Raw genomic sequence first — 21,739 nt, 5'->3', positions numbered from 1 at the left:
CTTCTTTTACTTGTTTAGGAATTACTTGCTAGCGTTTTTATTAACGCTTGACGAGAATTCATTGTGGTTATGACAGTCTCAGTTTGCACTGACTTGTCATTAAACCAAGTTTGCATTCATCATCTACTGTTTAGTTTTCAAAGACCGCTTTTTTACCTGTCCTCTCGGCCAGGAATTACATCTTACCATGTCCCCGACTCTGTTTCAAGTGCAAGTTTTTGGTAATTTCGTATTTTGTTTCGTTTTGCGTCTCCGCACTCAGCGGCGACAAAAGCTATCTTATCATTTTAGGTTAGCTACAAGCAAGTGGTAATTTTTCTCTGTCACCTCGCAGCGACATTTATTATGTTAACATTTCTTAACTTGTATTGCAAGTACTTATTTTAAAAAACACAATCATAACTGTCACATTTAGAGTGTTTATGTAGTCTATTAATAGATTAAAAACTCACTGTTGTAAATCTCTCAATATATAATTAGCAGCAATACCTATTAATATGCATTATTTTCTTATGATAATCATAAAAATTTTTTGTCCAAAAATGCAGCATTAATGTTACAATATCCTAGAACAGACTGACTGGTCTGTCTGTAAGGAGGGGTACCTATGACAAAAGGATCTAAAAAGGACTTAATAGCAGATTCCGCTTTAACCTGTTTTTTGAATTCCGGTTACAATAGTACCTCTGTTGATGAGATAGTTAAAGTTTCGGGAGTAAGCAAAGGGGGCATCTACTGGCATTTTAAAAGTAAGGAAGATATTTTTATATACATAATAGAGAGACAAATGAACCATTGGCTAACACAATATTTAAGCAGTTTGGATGAATCTGATTCAGTTTTTGATAAACTAACTAAATATTTGGATCATCACCTTCAAAAACTAGATACTCCCATTTTAGCTGTTATGTCTGAGTTTTTTATGCAAACCAAAGACCCTGAGGTTATTAACAAATTACACCGTTTAGCCATTAATAGGGAAACAATCCTTAGGGAAATTGTAGCAGAGGCAGTAAGGACTGGAGAATTCAATGAACCTGATATAAATGCTGCAACCTCTGCCCTTGTTGCACTAATTGATGGATACATGCACCAATGGATGATCAAGAAGGATAAACAAGCCCTCGAACACAATTTGCGAGTTGCCCTGAAAATAATTATTAAGGGTTTGCAGTAAGTTAACTTATTAGCTTTAAAACATCATGAGAGGAGAAAGAATTTTGAAACGTTCTATTTTATTATTAGTTTGTGTGATGTTATTTGCTATAACTGCTAGTGGTTGTAGTAAAGAAGAAATTGTACAGGAGGAAAGACTTGTCCCCGTTGAGATCATCAAGGCTACGTTAGCTGACCTCGAGCATAGTCTTAATACCTCTGGCGAAGTAGCTGCCGGGTCAGATGTTGCAGTATACTCAAAAATAAGTGGACGAGTCTCTTCTATCCCCGTAAAGGTGGGATCCCAGGTAGCAAAAGGCCAGGTTTTATTCGAAATGGAGGCTACCGAAGCAAGAAATGCCCTTATGCAGTCTGAGGCTAGCTTAACCCTCAATGAGGCTAATCTCCTTAGATCTGAAAGGGCGCTGGAAGATGCCCGACTAAGCTTTGAGCGCAACAAAGAATTGTATGACGCCCAGGCCATATCTCTTCAGCAATTTGAGCAAGCAGAAACAGCATTAATTAATGCTGAAGCCAACCTAAAAACTGCTGAAGCTCAGCTTAAACAATCTGAGGCCAGCTTAAACACTGCTCAGGAAAATTATAATAATGCGGCTGTTACTTCTCCTGTGTCCGGTATAATTGCCACTATGTCAATTAATGTAGGCGATATGGTTAACCCACAGGTATCTGTTGTTACCGTAGTACACCTTGAAACAACAAAAGTAAAAGTCAACCTTTCTGAAAATATTATTGCTAATATTAAGGTCGGGGATAAGGTTCCTGTAACTATTAATGCCCTAAATAAAAATGTGACAGGTACAATTCTAACAGTTGCACCTAAAGCCGATGCTGCCAGTAAGGCATTTCCCGTGGAGGTTGCCATTGAGAATACCGATGGTGAAATAAAACCGGGTATGGTTGCTAGACTAAACCTATCAACCGGTACCTCCAAGGAAGTTGTGGCTGTTCCCACTGACGCTCTAATAGAACGAGATGGGCAATATACAGCATTCCTGGTGGAGGATGAAAGGGCCAAGGAAGTGCAGGTTAAAATCGGAGTTACATCAGGAGAACTCACTGAAGTAAAAGAAGGTATAAGTGAAGGTGATATCGTCATTATTAAGGGTAATCGTCTAGTGGGAGAGGGACAAAAGGTTAAGATTGTAAGCGAGCTGGGGGGTGCTTCTAAGTGAAGATAGCAAACTTTTCCGTAGAACGACCAATTGCTATCTCCATGCTAATTATAGCCCTGGTTTTGTTGGGTTTATTCTCTCTCCCAAGGTTGGCTGTAGATCTTTACCCTGAAATGGAGTTGCCCATTGCGGTCATCGTTACTTCTTATGAAGGTGCTGCCCCAGCAGAGGTTGAAAAGATTGTTACAAAACCAATAGAATCAGCAGTAGCAACCACTGGCAATGTCCAGGAAATAAATTCCCGTTCCCAATCCGGAACTTCCCTGGTAATAGTACGATTTAACTGGGGAACCAATATGGATAATGCCGCCATTGAACTGCGGGAAAAAATTGACATGGTTAAGGCAGCTCTACCCAGTGAGATTAGTGCTCCCAGGGTAATGAAGTTAGATCCTAATCAGGCCCCAATTATCTCTTTTTCCTTAACTGGCTCAGATGTAGTAAAACTAAAGAAAATTGCTGAAGATACTATTCAACCACGCCTAGAAAGAATTGGCGGAGTTGCCTCAGTAACCCTGAGTGGTGGGAAAACCAGAGAAATCAGCATAGTCCTGGATCAGGCGAAGGTGGAATCCTACAATCTAACAACTTCTCAGATAATACAGGCCCTTGCCAGTGATAATATTTCCGGCACCGCCGGAGCTATGGATAGGGGCTCGAATGAGGTTGCTATCCGGGTGCTTGGGGAATATAACAGTATTGAAAACCTAAATAATATTAGAGTGAACCTCCCCGGTGCTAATGCCGGCTCAATACCCCTGAGGGATCTGGCAACAATAGAGGATTCCTTCAAGAAGGAATCCAGGTTTGCCTACGTTGATGGGCAACCTTCCCTTGGCTTTGACGTAATGAAGGCTACAGGCTCCAATACTGTTCAAGTGGCAAAAAGTATTAAACAAGAGGTAGATAATTTAAACAAAACCCTGCCACCTGGAGTTCAAATCACGACTGTTGTAGATACTTCTAAATTTATACAACAGTCAATTAATAATGTTATTCAGCACAGTATGTTGGGTGGCGCCTTAGCCATCATAATTCTGTTTCTTTTCCTTCGCAACGTCCGCAGTACAATTGTAGTTGCCCTGGTAATACCTATATCTGTAATAGCAACCTTTACAATGATGTACTTTGGAAACCAAACCATAAATATGCTATCCCTTGGAGGTCTTGCCCTGGGTCTTGGTTCCTTGGTGGACTTTTCGGTGGTTGTCCTAGAGAGTATCTATCGCTATAGGCAAAATGGTCATGGCATAATTGAAGCGGCAAAATTGGGAACCGCAGAAGTTGGTACTGCTGTTACTGCCGCTGCTGCAACCCAGGTCGTGGTTTTCCTACCCATTATTTTTGTAAGCGGTCTGGCAGGTATTCTGTTTAAACCTATGGCTTTAACTGTTAGTTTCTCTCACATTGCCGCTTTATTTGCAGCCCTAACCCTGGTACCAATGCTTTCATCTAAACTATTAAAGAATGTGTCTCCTCCTGATGAAACATTACCCCAGGGCAAAACCAAGAACCCCACAATTCATTTTGGTCGCTTTATACACAGGTTAACTGATTATTACGGCAACATTCTCAGGTGGTCCCTGGGCAACCGTAAAAAGACAATTGGTATTACCGTTGTGTTATTAGTCTTAAGCCTTGTAGCTCTACCATTTATAGGCACAGAATTTATCCCAAGTATGGATCAGGGTGAAATTTCTGTTAGACTGGAACTACCCACAGGCACAAAGGTTGAAGAAACCTCCAAGGTAGCCGCGGAGCTTGAATCTTTAGCTCATCATAATCTTAAGGAGATTGAACGGATATTTACCACTGTAGGCTCCGGCGGTCAACTAAGCTTCCTAGGTGTTGGTTCAGGACATATTGCCAGCATACAAATCAAGCTTAAACCCTTGGACCAAAGGGACATCTCCACCGCGGAAGCAGCTGAAAAGCTTCGCCTAGCTATGTCTGATATTCCAGGAGCCGATATCACCGTTACCGCCACAGATAATTCAGGAGGCCCAGGTGGTCAACCCATTGATATTGCCATTTACGGAGACGATTTAGAAGTTTTAAATCAGTTAGGTGACTTACTTGTGGAAGTAGTTAAAGATGTGGAAGGAACACGTAACGTTACAAACTCTTTGGCAAAGGCAAATCCTGAAATCCAAGTAATTGTTGACCGTGAACAGGCTTCCCGTTATGGCTTATCTGCATCACAGGTTTTACAATCTGTTCGTATAGCCTTTGACGGCCAGATTGTTAGTCGCATGAGAACGGGTGATGACGAAGTAGATGTAAGGCTTTCAACTCCCGATGACTCAAAGAGTTTAGACAAATTGTCAAACTTAACAATTGTATCACCCACAGGAGCCAAGGTTCCCTTATCAGTGGTGGCCAGCATCGAATCCCATCATGCTCCAATGGAAATACGCAGAACTTCCCAAAGCCGGGAGGTTCGTATCACCGCTGATGTTTCAGGGCGTGACCTAGGCAGCATAAATAAAGACATCAAGGCAGAGTTAGATAACCTGGCACTTCCAGAGGGATATGTAGTTACATTTGGCGGTCAGGCACAGGATATGGCCGATTCATTCAAGGATTTAGGTATGGCCTTAATGCTATCGGTAGTTCTAGTGTTCATGGTTATGGCTGCACAATTTGAATCCCTATTCCAGCCTTTTATAATTATGTTTTCACTACCACCTACCTTTATCGGAGTTGTTTTTGGACTTGGAGTTACAGGTCACCACTTAAGCGTTCCTGCCTTAATCGGAACAATCATGCTGGTTGGTGTTGTACTTAACAATGCCATTGTTCTGGTAGATTATATCAACACCCTAAGGAAGCGTGGTTATGGTCGTAATGAAGCCATCTTAGAAGCAGGTCCTATTCGACTCCGGCCAATTCTGATGACGGCCCTGACAACCATCCTAGCATTATTACCCCTAGCCTTTGGTACAGGGGAAGGCTCCGAAGGACAGGCTCCAATGGCTGTAGTGGTATCCTTCGGTCTGGCACTGTCTACCCTTATTACCTTAGTGTTAGTTCCTGTGGTTTATACCATCTTTGATGACCTGGGCAAGAAACTATCCAATAAAATCAGTAATATTTCTCTATCAAAATCTAACAAGACCGTTTAAGCACTAAAGGGCTGCCTTCGGCAGCCCTTTAGTGTTCAGCCTGTTGAAAAAGATACAATTGGGTTTTAATAATCCCGAACAGCGACATCCGAAGCAGCGGAAACAGCGCTTCGCGAAGCTGAGGATGCGAAAATGGGTGAGCGGACATGGACGTCCGCTCAAGCCTGAGGTAAACACGATGTTTACTCGAAGGCGGCCCATTTTCGCCCAAAGCAAGGGATTAGCGCTGTCCACTGCGGAGAGAGGAGTCGTGAGGGATTATTAAAACCCGAATATAGGTAGTTTCTCGACAATCTGGCACTAAAGGGCCGCCTTCGGCAGCCCTTCGTGTTTTATCTTATGTATAAAATATATCTGGCCATCAACCAAAAGTGACTGAAGCTTCCTGCCATTACAAAAAGGTGAAATATTTCATGGAAGCCAAACCAACCAGGGATAATATTGGGCCACTTTGCACCATAAAATACTGCCCCTATGCTGTAGAAAACGCCACCTAAAACAAGCCAACCAATTCCAGCCAGGGAAAGGGCATTCATCAAGGGCCAAAAGGCAATTACCGCCAGCCATCCCATTACAAGGTACAACATTGTTGAAAACCAGCGGGGAGCCTGCATCCACACAGCCTTTAGAACTATACCTGCCACAGCTAATACCCATATACCTACCAACAGGGACCAACCCCAGGCTCCCCTGAGGGGGATCAGGCACACGGGTGTATATGTGCCGGCGATCAAAACAAAAATCATCATATGGTCAATACGTCTTAAGATCCTTTGTCCTTTTTCCGAAACAGGTAATAGGTGGTATAAGGCGCTGGCAGTATAGAGTAGTATCAAGCTGCTGCCAAAAATGGCAAAGGATACTACATGCCACATTTCACCATGCAATGAAGCATTATATACCAGCAGTACAAGGGCTGCAATTGATAGAAATGCCCCTGCTAAATGGGTTAGGCCATTAACTGGATCCCTAAACTTCAATAATCTCGCCCCCAAAAAATTGATTACCTTAATAATTATGACCCTCAATCTAGAGGAAAATAACAATACTTGTTTAATTAATAACAAAAAACCAGAATACTTTCAAGGTGGTTTACTCTTTTGAATAATATAAAAAACATAAAGTTTTTACCAGTCAAACTTGAAGATTTTTCCCTCTCTTCAGCCATCAAACAGCTTTGTAACCTATGTGGTTCTAATTCTGTGGAGGTGGTTCCTGAAGTCGTTTTTTTAAATAAAAAAGATGTAGAAAGCTTTTGTATTTCCATTTATTGCTCCTCAACGGAATGTCAGAATATCGCCTACTGTGATACAACACTAGATCAAGAGTTAAAAGCAACTATCAGCTCTCTTGAATTCACCCCACTGCCCAAGGGCTTTGCTTTGACCTGTGACAAATGTAATAACAAGGAAATATTTTTTAATGTTAGCTTAGGCCAGTCAGGTTTTAAATACGTCTATGATTTGGTTAATATTAGTATTACCTGTACGTGCGGCAATAGGACTGAGTATTCTTTCTTGGGTAAATATTATTAATATTTTAATCGACCAACCCTTGAATATCCATGGCTAAAGGAATTATAAAGGACATAGACTTGCCGGTTCGAGGATGTAAGAAATAAATGTAGTTAGCATGCAAGCACTGTCTTTCTATTATATCCGTAGTTCCTCCATACATGGCGTCTCCAACCAGTGGATGACCTAGGTTAGCCATGTGAATTCTTATCTGATGTGTACGACCAGTTTCAAGAACAATACTTAATAATGTAGTCTCCTTTAGCCTTTTAACAACTCGATAATGAGTCACTGCCTCTTGGCCGGTCACGGAGATTTCTCTCCTTGTGGTTCGGCCATTACATTTATCAATGGGTAAATTGATTGTACCGGAGGATTTAGGTAAAATGCCATGTACTAGAGCATTATATGTCCTGGAAATAATCTTTCTTTGCCCCTGGAGAAAAAGTTGCTGAGCTGAAAAACTATTCTTTGCAATCAGTACCAGTCCCGAAGTATGTTGGTCCAATCTATTAATTAAGTGAAAGCTAGAGCTGTCATTTAATCTGGTCCAATGGTACACCATTCCGTTTGCCAGAGTTCCGGATGGGTGGGCTAGGGTTGGGTGAACACAGACACCCGGTGACTTGTTAACAATAACAATATCACTATCCTCATATAAAATATCCAATTCTAAAGCTTCGGGCTTGATATAAATGCTTTTTTCAACCTTTGGATAGACGAGAACTATATCGTCGCCAGTTTTGACAATCCTTCGCCAGGTTGCCGCTTCACCGTTGCACAAAATTATGCCTTTGTTTCTTAGCTTCCGAAGTGCTCTGTCCGAGATATCGTTGGCCTTTAGGTACTCTCTAATTAACTTTCCGTCATGCTCAGGAGCAACTATTAACTTTATTGAAGGACCACAATTTTCCACAATACTCCTCCAATTTCTTTCCTACAAAAAGATACCAGAGTACTCTCTGAACCTCTTCGTTAATAATTAGATTCGTTTCACCCACCATTTCCCCTCCTGTATAGTCTAACAATTTATCCGCTATATATCCTCTTGAATAAGTGAAAAACACACCCTTGGGTGTGTCAGTGTGTCGAGAAACTATCTATATTCGGGTTTTAATAATCCCTCACGCCTCCTCTCTCCGCAGTGGACAGCGCTAATCCCTTGCTTCGGGCGAAAATGGGCCGCCTTCGAGTAAACATCGTGTTTACCTCAGGCTTTCGCGGACGTCCATGTCCACTCACCCATTTTCGCATCCTCAGCTTCGCGAAGCGCTGTTTCCACTGCTCCGAATGTCGCTGCTCGGGATTATTAAAACCCAGTTGTAGCTTTTTCAACAGTCTGACACACCCTTGGGTGTGTCTTCTCATCTACCTCAATATGGCAAAATAGTAAACTCCCGCTAAGACAAAACGGTATATTGCAAAGGGTGTAAGCTTGGTCCTAGCCAGTAATTTTAAAAATCCTACTATTGCTGCCACAGCAACCAGGAAAGATACTACAAAACCAACAGCCAATGTCAACATAAAGTCCGGTGTGATCAAATGCCAGGACTTCAATAAATCATATCCCGTTGCAGCAATCATAACGGGAACTGCAATAATAAAGGAGAATTCTGCCGCAGTCTTATGGTTAAGCCCTGCCACCAAGCCACCGGCAATGGTTGCCCCTGAACGGGAAAAACCGGGCCAAAGGGATAAGCACTGGGTAATACCGATCACAAAACACTGTCTGAAATTAATTCTATCTAAATCTCTGGAAAAGGTGGGAATAGGTAGCCTTTCTGCAACAATCATAAAGATACCACCAATTACCAGGCCAATAAGAACTGTCCCTGAAGAAAAAAGGTATTCCTTAATAAGATCATGCAGAAGGAAGCCAAATATAAAAGCAGGTAGGATTGCAATAGCTACATGCATAAAATTCAACTCATTCTGCCTAAAATTTAGACCATCCGATATATTTTTACGGGTTAGAAATCTCGCAAAACGTTCACGGTATAATATCACAACTGCAAGGATAGCGCCTAATTGAATAAATACTTGAAAGGTTGCCGCCTCTTCCCCTGTGTAATTCAGTAGTTCTCCCGCTAGGATCAAGTGCCCGGTGGAGGAAACAGGTATAAACTCCGTTAAACCCTCAACAATTCCAAGGATTATTGCTGTAAATAAGTGTTCCATAATCTTTCCTTTCCTTAATTATCTTTTTTTGCAAACAATTACATTATAACAGGAAAACATAGGTTAAAACCTTAATTTTTATATCAGGTCATCTTCTTGGCCAAATAACCATTCCTTAGCACTATTCATTCTACGCCAATAATAACGTATTTATGTTTTAAAAGCTAATACCTGCCCCCTGGACAGGTATTAGCTTTTAAATTTATTAAGATGAACGGCTAAATCGTGAGGATACAGCCTTAGGTAATTCTTTAAGCCTTTGGCCCTTCACCTTTAAATCATCCAATATGGAATAAATAACCGGCACAACAACAAGAGTTAACATGGTAGAAGTTATTAATCCCCCGATGATGGCATGTGCCATTGGGGCCCTTCCCTCGGCACCTGGTCCTAAGGCCAGTGCCAGGGGCATCATTGCTAAAGTCATGGCAGTGGTGGTCATAATAATTGGTCTCAACCTAACCATGGCAGCCCGCTGTAGTGCCTCATTTCTCTCCACTCCCTTGGCCCGCTGCTGCTTGGTAAAGTCAATGAGCAGGATAGCATTCTTAGTCACCAGACCCATGAGCATAATAATACCAATCATAGACATAAGGCTAAGGTCACTGCCCACAAGCAACAGGGAGAAAATAGCCCCGATCATGGCCATAGGTATAGATAACATAATTGAAAAGGGGTCTATATAGCTTTCAAACTGAGCTGCCAAAATGAAGAATATAAACAATACTGCGGTTATCATAGCTAAAAACATTGCTACAAAGGTTTCTCCCATCATTTCGGCATCTCCACCCTCGTAGACTCTGTAACCGGGAGGTAAGCTTAATTCTTTATCAATTCTATCCTGGAATGCCTTGTTAAACTCACCCATGGAGATCCCCTGCAGGTTGCAAGAAAGCACGATCTCTTTATTTCTGTCAAAACGGTTTATAACACTGGGCGCAGTAGAGAACTCTGTATTAGTCACCTGACTCAAGGCAATCATTGGCGCTGCTCCCCCATCTTCAGGAGCATTACGGCTGGGTAGATATATATTACTTAAATCATCCAGACTGGTCCTTTGATTTTCCGTTAATCTTACCCGCACATCAAAGCGTTCTTCTCCCTCTTCAAACTGACTAACCACCACACCATTAAATAACGTACGCAGGGTATCGGCAATTTGGGCGGTACTTACCCCCAGATCAGCGGCCAAATGATTATCAACTACTATTTTACCGTCAGGTTTACCCGGTTTGTAAGTACTGGCCACATCTACAGAACCAGGAGTACTCTCCATGATAGACTTGGCTTTTTCTGCATAGATCTGCAACTGTTCCAGGTCGTCACCAAGAATTCTGAAATTAACCTCTGCCCCCTCACCCATGCCTGCCTGCTGGTTGATGGTTACTTTAACACCAGGATAAGTATTTAACCTTTTCCTCATGTCTGCTGCAATTTGATCAGAACTAAGCTTTCTATCTCCTTTATCCACTAGCTTGATAAATATATCTAATTTATCAGACTTAATTGTGGAGTAGACCTTAACTACCTCAGGATATTCATTGATAGCCTTTTCTAATTCTCCTGTTATTTTTCCCGCCGCAACTAAGCTAAGTCCGGAGTCAAGATCCGCCGCCACATATAATTCACCCATATCAGAACTGGGGATAAAGGTTGAACCGAGAAAAGGTATTAGCATTAGGCTACCAAAAAATAAAAGCATAGCCAAACCAATTGTTTTCCAGCGATTCCTTAAAACAACCCTAAGGAAATTTGAGTAACGAACTGCTAGATTGTCAAAGCCATTATTAAACCAGTTTAAAAATCTTCCTAGTATCCCTTTTTTGCTATGCTCTTCCTTTTCTAAATGCCTGGAAGCCAATAATGGCACCAAGGTAAAGGATACAAACAGGGAAACCAGAATACCACATACAACAGTAATGCCAAATTGTTTAAAAAATTGACCAACGATACCAGTCATCATGCCAACGGGTAGGAAAACTGCAACAACAGTCATGGTAGTTGCGGTAACCGCCAAACCAATTTCTGCAGTTGCCTCCTTGGCAGCCTCAAAGGGAGTCTTACCCATATTTAAATGTCTTACAATGTTTTCAATTACAACTATAGCATCATCAATCAATAGACCAATGGATAGTGATAAAGCCATTAAGGACATAAAGTTCAAAGTGAAACCCAACAATTTCATAGCAAAGAAAGTAGCAATGATTGAAGTGGGGATAGATACAGCGGCAATTAAGGTACTGCGCCAATTCCTTAAGAAAATGAATACTGTTACAACAGCAAGAATTGCGCCTTCGACCAGGGTTCTTGTAACATCATTTACAGAATCCTTGATATATACGGAGTTATCCTTTACCACCTCTACATTTATTCCCGGGGGCAACTCCTTTTTTAATTCCTCCACCGCTTTAAGTATTTGATCCCCGACCACCACGGTATTTGTTCCTGACTGTTTAATTACATCCAGGCCAATGGCAGGGTTACCTTGATAGTGGGATATACTATCAGGCTCTTTGATACCATCTTCGACATCTGCAATATCCTTAACAAAAAGCTGAACGCCTTCCCGTCTGGCCACAGGGAGGTTGGCAAACTGCTCCACGGTACTTATGTTTCCCACAGTACGAATGGTAATTTCCCTATCACCGCTACCTACTTTCCCTCCGGGAATCTCCAGGTTCTCACTGCGCAAACTGCTTACTACTTCCGAGGTAGTTATCCCATAGGCAGCAAGCTTATTTTTATCGAGTTTTATTTGGATCTCCCGCTTAATGTCACCATAAACATTAATGGCACCTACACCATTAACAGTCTCGATCCTGCGTTTGATTAAATTATCTACAATGGTAGTCATTTCCCTTAGGGAAGCATCACCTGTTATTGCCAGAGATACAATGGGTTGAGCAGACGGATCAAACCTGGCAATAATTGGTTCCTCTGCATCCTGGGGTAAATCTCCCCTGATAGTGCCAATTTTATCCCGCACATCCTGGGCAGCTACATCAGCCTTAGTTTCCAAGCTGAACTCCGCAAAAACAATGGCCACACCTTCCTGGGCATTGGCATAAATATGCTTTACTCCGGAAATTTGTCCCATTGCTTCTTCCAGTTTATGAATAATTTTTGTTTCAATCTGCTGTGGTGAAGCACCTGGTTGAACTATGGTAACTGATACATAGGGAAACTCCACTTCAGGATAGTCATTTATATTAAGACCGATATAACTGATAATTCCTAATGCCACCAGGGCCAGGATTGTAACTGTTGCAAAAACCGGCCTTTTTAAGCTCAGGTTGGTTAGAAACATGGTTTATCCTCCTGTTATTTGGCGATTTTTACAGTGTCCTGGTCCTTTAGCTTATTAACATTTGTAATTACTATTTGCTGTCCCTGGTCAAGTCCCGACTTAACCTCAATCATATCACCAATTAACTGACCAACCTCTACCTGTTGTCTTTTAACCTTGTCATCTTCAGGCAGAAAAACAAAGAACATACCCTGTAGAGTAGTCAGGGCGGTTTGGGGAACGGCCAGTACCTCTGTAGAATCCCCGGTTTTTATCTGAACCTTAGCAAACATACCAGGTTTTAAATCTTGATTTGGGTTTTCTACCTTAATTTTAGTTTCAAAAACCCTGGCCCCTTTACTAGCCACAGGGTTGATCAGCTCAACCACCCCTTCGAAGGAATGGTCTTGAGAACCCTCTACAGTTACTTCTGCCTTAAGTCCTTTTTTTATTTTTGTGATATCATTTTGCTCTATATTTACCACCACATAGACCGAAGAAATATTCTCAACAGACATAAGGGAAACACCTGGAGCCAAAATCTGGCCTGTCTTAACATTATTGTTAGCAACCATACCACCTATGGGCGAGCTGATTGTGGCATTTCGCAAAGCTTCTTCTGCATTGGAAACTGCCGCCGCTGCTGAAGCAGCATCTGCTTCGGCAATTTTAAGGGCCATTTCTATGTCCTCAAAATCCTTTTGGGAAACTGCCCCCTGCTTATGTAGCTCTTCAAATCTTTGGAAGTTATTTTGATTTGTGAGCAGGTTGGTCTCCGCCTTCTTTAAGGCTGCCTGGTTCATGGCCAGTGCGTTAACAAAATCCTTTTCTTCCATACGGACCAGAGCCTGGCCTGCTGCTACTGCTGTACCATTTTCCACTACAATTTGCTCAACTCTGCCGGAAACCTTGGCACTAATTACAGCCTGCTGATAGGCTTCAACATTACCAGTAAGGGATAACACGCTATCTTTGTTTACCTTGATTACTTCACCAGCTGCTACAGTTTGGACATGAACATCTGAATCAATAATCTCCTCTTTTCCCCAAAGGGCTCCTCCCCTTAAAATACCAAAGGCCAATACTGCCACCACAGGAATTAACCATAACTTCCACTTCAAACTCATGCTTCTCTGTTCCCCTTCACACTTAATTATTCTTTTTTTAAAATACCTTCAAAGACAATCCTTTTAACATCCTCCATAGCTTGACTAATGGTGAGGTCATATTTGTGGAGGTTTTTGTAATCAAACAATGCATCTATGGTTTTATCTAATGTTAAGCAAATAATTTCCGGGCGAATGTCATCCCTTAATTCTCCTGATTCAACACCCCTTTGAATTAATTCCCTGATCACCCCGCTCTTCAGCTCATTAAGTTCTGCGGCTTTCTCCCACTCCTCTGGAAAGTATTGCTGTAATTCCTCAATAATCCATTCCGGTGCCTTTTCCTGTCCATAGCAAAAAACCACTGCATTTAATTTATCAAGGATGCTACCTGTAATTTGCATAGATTCTAAGGCACTGGCTTTTTCCATTTCTAAATGATTCTCCACCACACTACTAATGAGTTCCTTTTTACTACTAAAGTACTTATATACGGTTTTCTTGCTTATTCCTAAACTACTTGCAATATCATCAATAGTAAATTTCCTAAAACCATATTTACCAATCTCTTCAGTTGCTGCTTGAATTATACTGTCTCTCATTTGTACCTCCCTCAGGAAACTCCTTCGGTTCCCTCAGTTTCCACTACTAAAAAGTACCACCCTGGAGTCACCATGTCAACAGCTATTTTAAAACCTTAAAAAATAAAAATATTGCAAAAATAACATACTATATTTTGAGCTATTAATGTAGGTTATTATCTATTATTATTGGTAATCAAAATGTAGGACTTAATAATATCTTATAGTTACAGTTATTTAAGTAAATGGAGGTTTATTATATGGCCATGTCCCTAAACATTACCATAAAACTGAAGCTATTGAATAAGCCCGGAAATTTGGCAAAGGTCCTTAGTGTCATAGCCCAGGAGGGGGGAAGTCTGGGTGCAATTGATTTAATTTCTGCCTCTCCCTCCCACGTAACAAGAGAACTGATGGTGCGTTTACGGGATCGCAATCACTATAACAGCCTTCTAGAGGCATTGCAAAGGATATCCCAGGTCCAAATCCTTCAGGTGGCTGACCGTGTGTTTAACCGGCATCTTGGTGGAAAGATCGAAGTCAATCCCAGACGTCCGGTTCTAAATTGGGAGGATTTATCCCTGGTATATACTCCAGGGGTTGCTGCAATTTGCGAAACAATAGATGAACATGCTGATATGGCTTATAAATTGACAATGAAAGGAAACACAGTAGCCATAGTAACGGATGGTTCGGCTATCCTGGGTCTGGGAAACCTTGGTCCAACTGCTGCCTTGCCGGTGATGGAGGGCAAGGCAGTATTATTCAAACAATTTGCCAATGTTGATGCCATTCCCCTCTGCCTGGATATACACGAGCCTCAGCAAATAATTGATGCGGTAATTGCCCTGGCCCCCTCCTTCGGTGGCATTAACCTTGAGGATATAGCAGCACCCAAATGCTTTATAATTGAAGAAACTTTAAAAGAAAGGCTGCAAATACCGGTTTTTCATGATGATCAGCATGGAACAGCCGTTGTTACCCTGGCTGGTTTAATCAACGCTTTAAAGGTGGTGGGTAAAAAGATTGATAATATTAAGGTTGTCTTGAATGGGGCCGGGGCCGCAGGGATAGCTATTACAAAGCTGTTAATTAATGCGGGGGTAGCAGATATTATTGTTTGCGACCGGAAGGGTGCCATTAGCAAGGCTAATAAACCTGAGGAGTTATCTAAACTGTGGGTTGCCGAAAATACTAATCCCCGTGAGGTTAAAGGTAGTCTAAAAGAGGTCATCAAAGGGGCAGATGCCTTCATTGGGGTATCGGGTCCAGGCCAATTGAACCGTGAGGATATTCTTAGCATGTCTGACAATCCTGTGGTTTTTGCCCTGGCCAACCCTGAGCCCGAAATCCAGCCAGAGGAAATTTACGATATTGCCGGGGTAATAGCCACAGGTCGTTCTGATTACCCCAATCAGATTAATAACGCCCTAGTATTCCCAGGCCTATTCAGGGGAGCTTTAAATTGTCATGCCAGAACCATCAACACAGAAATGTGTTTGGCGGCAGCCAATGCCCTGGCAGAAATAGTAACAGAAGAACAACTGGGGGCGGAAAACATTATCCCGTCTATATTTAATGAACAAGTTGCCCCGGCAGTTGCCAGGGCGGTGGAAGAATCAGCAGAGTTAACCGGAGTTGCCAGAAAGATTTTACCTGGGGAAATTCAATAGGGTACCAGTCCACAATTCTCTAATACTTGTTGACCCCTCTTACTTAAAATAAGCTCCAAAAAGACCTTTGCATTTTCTGGGTGCTCTGAATTTTTTGATATTGCCACTGCAAACTCTATTGGAGCTCCATGGACGGTGGTTATTTCACCTGGATGCTTACCCTGAAGTTCTATCTTGGCATTTTGGTAAAAAGCGGCATGGGCTGGGTTTGATAGGTTAACCTGGTCAGGTAATGAAATGTGCTTAAGTCCAAACTGCTTAGCCACACAGAGATATATATAGGCAAAATCCAAATTGCCCTCAAGAACGCTGGATGCAAGTTCGTAGGACTTGGGGTAAATCATTGCCTCTGTGCATTTGTTGTTTAGGCTACGATACAGGCCTGGTTTTTGATAATATTTCTCGGCTAACTGCCAAACCATCATGGTACGATACCCACAGGGATCAAGGTTTTCATCAGAACGTCCAAAGGATACTTCTGGCCTGGATAGGATTTCTGTCCAATTATTTTCCGTTATTTCATCGCTGCCCCTGGAAAATTCATCGTAAGCTAGGACTATTTGGTCATTGGCAAATATGTAATAACGATCAACATATTCTGGAACCAGCAATTCGTCAAATAACAAGGGATCAGCAAGGGCAATAATATCCACTTGATTGCCTTCTCTAATTGAACGTGCACAAGCCCGAGAACCATAGGATTCTAAAATTACCTCTATACTTGGGTTAGCCTTTTTAAATAATTTTGAGCACTGGGCAATGGGTAACCTCAAAGCTCCGGCGTGGAGAATATTTATTACTTTAGACAAATTACTTCCCCCTAACCTCTAGATAGTAGTCATTTAAGAAGGTCTGTAATTTTTGAACCTTGCTATCTATAACCTCAACACAGCGGCTTAGTGCCTCCTCCCCCGCCGGACTAAGCTCATAGGAACGTCTTGCGGGACCGGACTGACCTGTCTGCCATTTAGAAATAACCAGTCCATCTTCCTCCATACGCCTCAGGTTTCTATATACCGTAGCAGGATCAGCTTCCACATCATGGTACTTATATTCGTGAATTTTTTGAATTAGCTCATAGCCATGGGATGGTTTTTGGTATAGTAAAAACAATAGGGTCGGCACCAACATTTTATCAATATTGGCCAAAACATAACTTAGGGCCGGATCTTTTATTTCTTCCTGCAAAAGGCCACCTCCTGACTAGGCTTCGGATTCCCTACGAAGTCTTCTCAAGTATAATCTACCTTCCCTGGTAATTCTATAGTAGGTATGGTTCATGTGCTTGGTCCAATCCTTTGCCCGATGATAATTGTCAAGCATGTTACCCTCAACCCGCTCCAAATAACCCTTTTCCAGCAGTAAACTTAGACGGCGCCGGGCTTCCTCCACTTTAATTCCAATATTTATACCTAGCCTCCAAGCATACTCAGGACCAGCATAATCAATAAATTTGAGTATTTCCAGATCCGTATCATCTTCCTTTTCTTCATCCAGGTAACCTTTATCAAGGAGGAACTGGTATACTTGTCCGGCCATTTCCAGGCAAATCTCTGACTGACCCTCAAGGAGTCCGGTAAACTGCCCCAATTCTGCTTCTGTTAGTTCTTCCTGCAAAATTTCCCCTAAATCCTTTATCTCCTTCAGGCAATCCATAAATCTTTCCAATGGGTAACATAATTGGTTTAATTCATGAAGCCTCTTAGCCAATTCCGACATTCTAGTTGGGTCATTAATTACCTCCAACCCGGCCAGGTCCCTTTCTACCCCATCCCGCTCTTGTATTATCCCTTTAATAATTGCCAATAAATCAGAATCACTGTGATACTTAGCGTTAAACAAATTCAATTTAACACACCTTTAATATTCATCATGGGTTTGCCTGCCATCTCCCGAGATGCAGATGGTTGGTCCTAAAAACTTAGGCTGTGGTTTTATCATATGAACATTAATAAAATCCTTATTTCGGGCTAATACCTCTCTGGCCTCATTATATTCTGCACCCCTATAGATATGCTTGTCTGCCGGAATGCCCTTGGCGTCAATGCCCATGGAGCGGGCGATATAGACGGCCCTGGCCAGATGAAACCCCTGGGTCACCACGATGGCGGAGTTTACTAAAAATACATCCCTGCCTCGATACATACTGTCATAGGTGTTAAAGCCCGCATGATCCATAAAGATATCTTCTGTGGGCACTCCCAATTTTTCAGCATACCTTCTCATATGATTGACCTCATCGTAAAGGACCTGTCCGTGATCCCCTGTCATCAAAAGCTTTTTAACCTTTCCCAGTTGATACAGCTCCACAGCGGTCTCCACCCGGTCCTTAAGCATGTCACATAACACTCCCTCGGGGGAAACGTATGCCCCAAGTACAATAGCTGTCTGGGCCGAATAGCTGTCCGAGGGATTTAGCTGATGCTTTTTACCAATTTCCTTTATGTAACAGTTAATACCCACTATTACCAGTATCCCCACCAATGATAATGCAACCATATACTTTAGCAGTCTTTTATAAAGCATCTTATCACCCGTTAGTTTTTACTAAAGTATAACAAATTTTGTGTTATGGTTGTCTTTTTTTATTCTTTCAGGATTTATATTATTTTCCAAAGCCAGCTACAAAAAGGAAAATATTACGTCTAACAGTTAGGAAGTATTAGAAAGGGTGAGGGAAGTGTTAAAGGATAAGCTACTTATTACAGGTCTCCTTAGTCTGCTTTTAGTCACCATTGTTCTCACAGGAATATCTGCCCATCCCAAGGATTCAGTTGCTGGAGATATGAATACTTTTTCTTCCTATGGGGATATGGAGAAGTATATCGAAAAGCAACAGCAATTAGCCCGGTTTCTGGGCTTTGGTTATGGAAGGGCCATTCTTACAGGGGAACCTGTAAAGGCTGATCTAGCCTCTAAGGAAACAGCACCCCAAGACGGCTCGGGACCGGATTATTCCAGTACAAATATTCAGGTCCAAGGTGTGGATGAAGCAGATCTAGTCAAGACGAACGGTAGGCATATATATGTTATTTCAGGAGAAAAAGTTATAATTGCCAAAGCGTATCCCGGGGACCAAGCTGAAATAATATCCGAAATAAATATAAATGGAAGTCCCTCCGAACTCCTTATAAACAACAATATCCTAATTATCTTTGGACAAGAAATTGGAAAAGCAACTGACAAAATGTTTATCAACAAATATGATCTTAGCAACCCTAAAAAGCCGGTTTTATTGCAAAACATAACCTGCAACGGATATTACGTAACTTCAAGGATGATCGAGAAGAATGTATATGCCATCGTCAATGCTCCTGTATGGCAATATAAATCTGGAATCATGGGCGGGGAAAAAATTGTCCTGCCCCAAATAGCTAATAATGGCCAGTCCCTAAACATTTCTCCCGCTGATATTCACTACTTTAATCAGCCCGACTATTCCTATCAGTATACCTTGGTGCTGTCTATTAACCTGGATGACCAGTCAAATTCATTAAGTCAAAAGATTTTTTTGACAGGAGCATCCCATAATACTTATGCTTCACAAAACAACCTCTATCTTACCGGACCTAAGACCCCGGACTATGCAGTTCATCTGGGCACACTTTTTAATGATTTACCTAATATACTGCCCGGAGATTTAGCCGTTAAAGTAAGATCCCTTCAAAATACCGGTGGTACTGAGGGCGAAAAATTTGAACAACTGGCAAGGGCAATTGAGTCTTATGTTAATGGCCCCACAAGAAACCAGGAACTAGAGAACAAAATCTCCAGATATATGGAAGGTTGGCAAATTGCCATAGCTAAGGATGCTGATAGCACAGTCATTCATAAGTTAGCCATACAAAATGGCCAGGTGGAATATAAAGGTCAGGGAGAAGTGAAGGGTCACCCCCTTAATCAATTTTCCATGGACGAACACAAGGACTACTTCCGTATTGCCACCACCTCCCAGGATTTTAAACTTAATGGTCCCAGGGAAAGCAAAAATAATATTTATATATTAGATGCAGATCTTCATCTGGCAGGTCAGATAACAGGTATTGCACCCACTGAAAGAATTTATTCCGCTCGGTTTATGGGAGATCGTGCCTACCTGGTAACCTTCAGGCAAGTTGACCCCCTATTTGTGGTTGACCTTGCCAACCCTAGCTCACCAAAAATATTGGGTGAGCTAAAAATCCCCGGATACTCTGACTACCTGCATCCATATGATGAAAACCACTTAATCGGCATAGGCCGGGAAGTCTCAGAATTAGAACCACAGTTAGACCAGGAAATGATTCTGCCTACTCCCACCAGGATTCAGGGTGTTAAAATTGCCCTATTTGATGTTACCAATCCTTCCGCTCCCAGGGAGTTGTCCAAATACGTCTTAGAAAGGGATGATTCCGATTCCCCCGCTCTACGTGACCACCGGGCGGTACTATTCAACAAAGAAAGGAATCTGTTGGCACTGCCTATTAATCACTCAACCTTTAGGTTAATGGATCTGCCTGAAAGGGAAATCATGCCCTGTCATCAGAGCTGGCAAGGTGTCTATGTATTTAATATTTCCCCCGCTCAAGGCATTAAGCTCCAAGGCACCATAGAACATGCCCCTGTAAAAAATCAATATAACCCCGTTAAGCGTTCCCTGTTTATCGATAACAACCTCTACACTATCTCGGAGCAGCTTATAAAAATAAACAGCCTGTCTACTTTAGAAGAAGTAAAACAAATTAAACTACAATAATAATTCAAAAGGTGGTGCTCTACTGGGCACCACCTTCCCCTTTAATAAGGGTAGCCTTTACATAAACTGTTATTTTTTCATTTATTACTACCAAATAAGTTTTAAGTAAATATTTATTACCATTTGCTTCAATCTCTCGGTTATCCACTATGCTGGGTATCCAAAGGGTATCTAACCCCTCCACCTCTTGGCCGATCAGTGGCTTAAGCCATTCCTCCACCTTTTCACTGGCTTCCAGGGCCACCCTTATCTCATCATAATCGGTAATTCCTTGCTTCGAGGTTAATATAAGAAAGGTTTCAACTGAGGTTATTATGTGCTTCCTTTCTTTAACGGGATTTTCCTTTAGCTTATCTAACTCCTCTTCTAAATCCTCCAATTGATCCTGTAGGGTAACATTAGCAAGGGTAAGATGGTCAACTTGCTTACCAATAATTATATTTGTTCCCGCTGCCCCCAATAAGATCCCCAGCACCACTAAGGCCAGCCTTGCAAATATCCTGCCCCTCATTCGGTATTACCTCCACACAAGGCAAGGATCAGATAATACCCTGCTTGAGTTCCAGCCAAGGCACTGCCAATATAAAAAATCTGTTTGATTACCGCCCTAACTTCACCATTAAACAGTCCGCTCTCTAGGATTTCAAAGGTGGAAAAGGTTCCCCCAATGGCCGCCGCTATTGCCCATATCTTTATATCTCTGGCCAATTTAAGCATCACAGCCAGTGAAGGCTCCCTAACCAGTACAGCAGCCAATGATCCTATCAGCACCGCACCCAGCATAATCCCCAGGGCAGTGAAAAATATTAATATTATTTTGTGTTCGAAGTTTTCCATTTCCCTACCACTCCATTGAACCTGTCCTGTTAATGATTATTTGGACAAACAGGAAATTAGAACATCCCGGGAAATGTAAAAGAAAACTTTGCCCTAGCCAAGATAAAAAATAGGCGAGCTTTTGCTCACCTCGGTGTGTCGAAAAACTACCTATATTCGGGTTTTAATATTCCCTCACGACTCCTCTCTCCGCAGTGGACAGCGCTAATCCCTTGCTTCGGGCGAAAATGGGCCGCCTTCGAGTAAACATCGTGTTTACCTCAGGCTTGCCCGGACGTCCATGTCCGGGCACCCATTTTCGCATCCTCAGCTTCACGAAGCGCTGTTTCCACTGCTTCGCATGTCGCTGTTCG

The 21,739-nt window shown here is 42.0% G+C and carries 19 protein-coding genes; 6 read left to right on the top strand and 13 right to left on the bottom strand.

Going from position 1 to position 21,739, the window contains the following annotated elements; genetic code table 11:
* Positions 1-607: 607 nt before the first annotated feature.
* The 3 genes from P6N53_RS18170 to P6N53_RS18160 are packed head-to-tail and all read left to right on the top strand — an operon-like array spanning position 608 to position 5,476.
* Positions 608-1,177, top strand: a complete 570-nt coding sequence (locus P6N53_RS18170) for a TetR/AcrR family transcriptional regulator (RefSeq protein WP_304545747.1) — start codon at positions 608-610, stop codon at positions 1,175-1,177.
* A 43-nt stretch (positions 1,178-1,220) separates the two neighbouring features.
* Positions 1,221-2,351, top strand: a complete 1,131-nt coding sequence (locus P6N53_RS18165) for an efflux RND transporter periplasmic adaptor subunit (protein WP_304545745.1) — start codon at positions 1,221-1,223, stop codon at positions 2,349-2,351.
* Positions 2,348-5,476 (top strand): efflux RND transporter permease subunit, encoded by a 3,129-nt coding sequence (locus tag P6N53_RS18160; protein ID WP_304545743.1) that lies wholly within the window; start codon positions 2,348-2,350, stop codon positions 5,474-5,476. The genes P6N53_RS18165 and P6N53_RS18160 overlap by 4 nt, the downstream gene beginning before the upstream one ends.
* Before the next feature lie 332 nt (positions 5,477-5,808).
* Here P6N53_RS18160 and trhA read toward each other — a convergent pair whose 3' ends face one another.
* Positions 5,809-6,456 carry a PAQR family membrane homeostasis protein TrhA gene (gene trhA, locus P6N53_RS18155; RefSeq protein ID WP_304545741.1) on the bottom strand — a complete coding sequence of 216 codons (648 nt, stop codon included), beginning with the start codon at positions 6,454-6,456 and terminating at the stop codon, positions 5,809-5,811.
* A 120-nt stretch (positions 6,457-6,576) separates the two neighbouring features.
* Here trhA and P6N53_RS18150 point away from each other — a divergent pair, with 120 nt between their 5' ends.
* Complete coding sequence (locus P6N53_RS18150) at positions 6,577-7,011, top strand: hypothetical protein (protein WP_304545739.1); 435 nt, start codon at positions 6,577-6,579, stop codon at positions 7,009-7,011.
* A 4-nt stretch (positions 7,012-7,015) separates the two neighbouring features.
* Here P6N53_RS18150 and P6N53_RS18145 read toward each other — a convergent pair whose 3' ends face one another.
* The 5 genes from P6N53_RS18145 to P6N53_RS18125 all read right to left on the bottom strand — a co-directional run bounded on the left by P6N53_RS18145 (position 7,016) and on the right by P6N53_RS18125 (position 14,162).
* Positions 7,016-7,906 (bottom strand): RluA family pseudouridine synthase, encoded by an 891-nt coding sequence (locus tag P6N53_RS18145; RefSeq protein ID WP_304545737.1) that lies wholly within the window; start codon positions 7,904-7,906, stop codon positions 7,016-7,018.
* Between the two features lie 452 nt (positions 7,907-8,358).
* Positions 8,359-9,168, bottom strand: a complete 810-nt coding sequence (locus P6N53_RS18140; RefSeq protein WP_304545735.1) for an undecaprenyl-diphosphate phosphatase — start codon at positions 9,166-9,168, stop codon at positions 8,359-8,361.
* 205 nt (positions 9,169-9,373) lie between these two features.
* A complete protein-coding gene (locus P6N53_RS18135) occupies positions 9,374-12,475 on the bottom strand; it encodes an efflux RND transporter permease subunit (RefSeq protein WP_304545733.1) in 3,102 nt (1,033 codons plus the stop codon).
* 14 nt (positions 12,476-12,489) lie between these two features.
* The gene (locus tag P6N53_RS18130; RefSeq protein ID WP_304545731.1) at positions 12,490-13,581 is read right to left on the bottom strand and encodes an efflux RND transporter periplasmic adaptor subunit; all 1,092 of its coding nucleotides are present in this window, start codon (positions 13,579-13,581) and stop codon (positions 12,490-12,492) included.
* A 26-nt stretch (positions 13,582-13,607) separates the two neighbouring features.
* A complete protein-coding gene (locus P6N53_RS18125; protein ID WP_304545729.1) occupies positions 13,608-14,162 on the bottom strand; it encodes a TetR/AcrR family transcriptional regulator in 555 nt (184 codons plus the stop codon).
* Positions 14,163-14,401: 239 nt separating this feature from the next.
* Here P6N53_RS18125 and P6N53_RS18120 point away from each other — a divergent pair, with 239 nt between their 5' ends.
* Positions 14,402-15,814 carry an NAD-dependent malic enzyme gene (locus P6N53_RS18120; protein ID WP_304545726.1) on the top strand — a complete coding sequence of 471 codons (1,413 nt, stop codon included), beginning with the start codon at positions 14,402-14,404 and terminating at the stop codon, positions 15,812-15,814.
* Here P6N53_RS18120 and P6N53_RS18115 read toward each other — a convergent pair.
* The 4 genes from P6N53_RS18115 to P6N53_RS18100 are packed head-to-tail and all read right to left on the bottom strand — an operon-like array spanning position 15,808 to position 18,340.
* The gene (locus P6N53_RS18115) at positions 15,808-16,623 is read right to left on the bottom strand and encodes an extracellular solute-binding protein (protein ID WP_304545725.1); all 816 of its coding nucleotides are present in this window, start codon (positions 16,621-16,623) and stop codon (positions 15,808-15,810) included. The genes P6N53_RS18120 and P6N53_RS18115 overlap by 7 nt on opposite strands.
* 1 nt (position 16,624) lies before the next feature.
* Positions 16,625-17,002, bottom strand: a complete 378-nt coding sequence (locus P6N53_RS18110) for a PadR family transcriptional regulator (RefSeq protein ID WP_304545723.1) — start codon at positions 17,000-17,002, stop codon at positions 16,625-16,627.
* Positions 17,003-17,017: 15 nt separating this feature from the next.
* Entirely contained in the window at positions 17,018-17,662 is a 645-nt protein-coding gene (locus P6N53_RS18105) for a DUF2250 domain-containing protein (protein ID WP_304545721.1), read from the bottom strand.
* A 12-nt stretch (positions 17,663-17,674) separates the two neighbouring features.
* Entirely contained in the window at positions 17,675-18,340 is a 666-nt protein-coding gene (locus P6N53_RS18100) for a SanA/YdcF family protein (RefSeq protein ID WP_304545719.1), read from the bottom strand.
* A gap of 154 nt (positions 18,341-18,494) precedes the next feature.
* On the opposite strand from P6N53_RS18100, the gene P6N53_RS18095 reads away from it, so the two are divergent.
* Positions 18,495-20,549, top strand: a complete 2,055-nt coding sequence (locus P6N53_RS18095; protein ID WP_304545717.1) for a beta-propeller domain-containing protein — start codon at positions 18,495-18,497, stop codon at positions 20,547-20,549.
* 19 nt (positions 20,550-20,568) lie between these two features.
* Here P6N53_RS18095 and P6N53_RS18090 read toward each other — a convergent pair whose 3' ends face one another.
* The 3 genes from P6N53_RS18090 to P6N53_RS18080 form a co-directional block, all read right to left on the bottom strand.
* On the bottom strand, positions 20,569-21,060 hold the full coding sequence (locus P6N53_RS18090; RefSeq protein WP_304545715.1) for a sporulation membrane protein YtrI: 492 nt from the start codon (positions 21,058-21,060) through the stop codon (positions 20,569-20,571).
* On the bottom strand, positions 21,057-21,386 hold the full coding sequence (locus P6N53_RS18085; RefSeq protein ID WP_304545713.1) for a YtrH family sporulation protein: 330 nt from the start codon (positions 21,384-21,386) through the stop codon (positions 21,057-21,059). Before P6N53_RS18085 ends, P6N53_RS18090 begins: the two co-directional genes overlap by 4 nt.
* 163 nt (positions 21,387-21,549) lie before the next feature.
* The coding region (locus tag P6N53_RS18080; RefSeq protein ID WP_304545711.1) for a hypothetical protein at positions 21,550-21,739 on the bottom strand (190 nt) is incomplete at its 5' end.

The organism is Desulforamulus aquiferis (genome assembly GCF_030577015.1).
Lineage (GTDB): Bacteria > Bacillota > Desulfotomaculia > Desulfotomaculales > Desulfotomaculaceae > Desulfotomaculum > Desulfotomaculum aquiferis.
The sequence above is the reverse complement of the archived record's forward strand: the minus strand, read 5'-3'. Positions and strand labels throughout refer to the sequence as shown.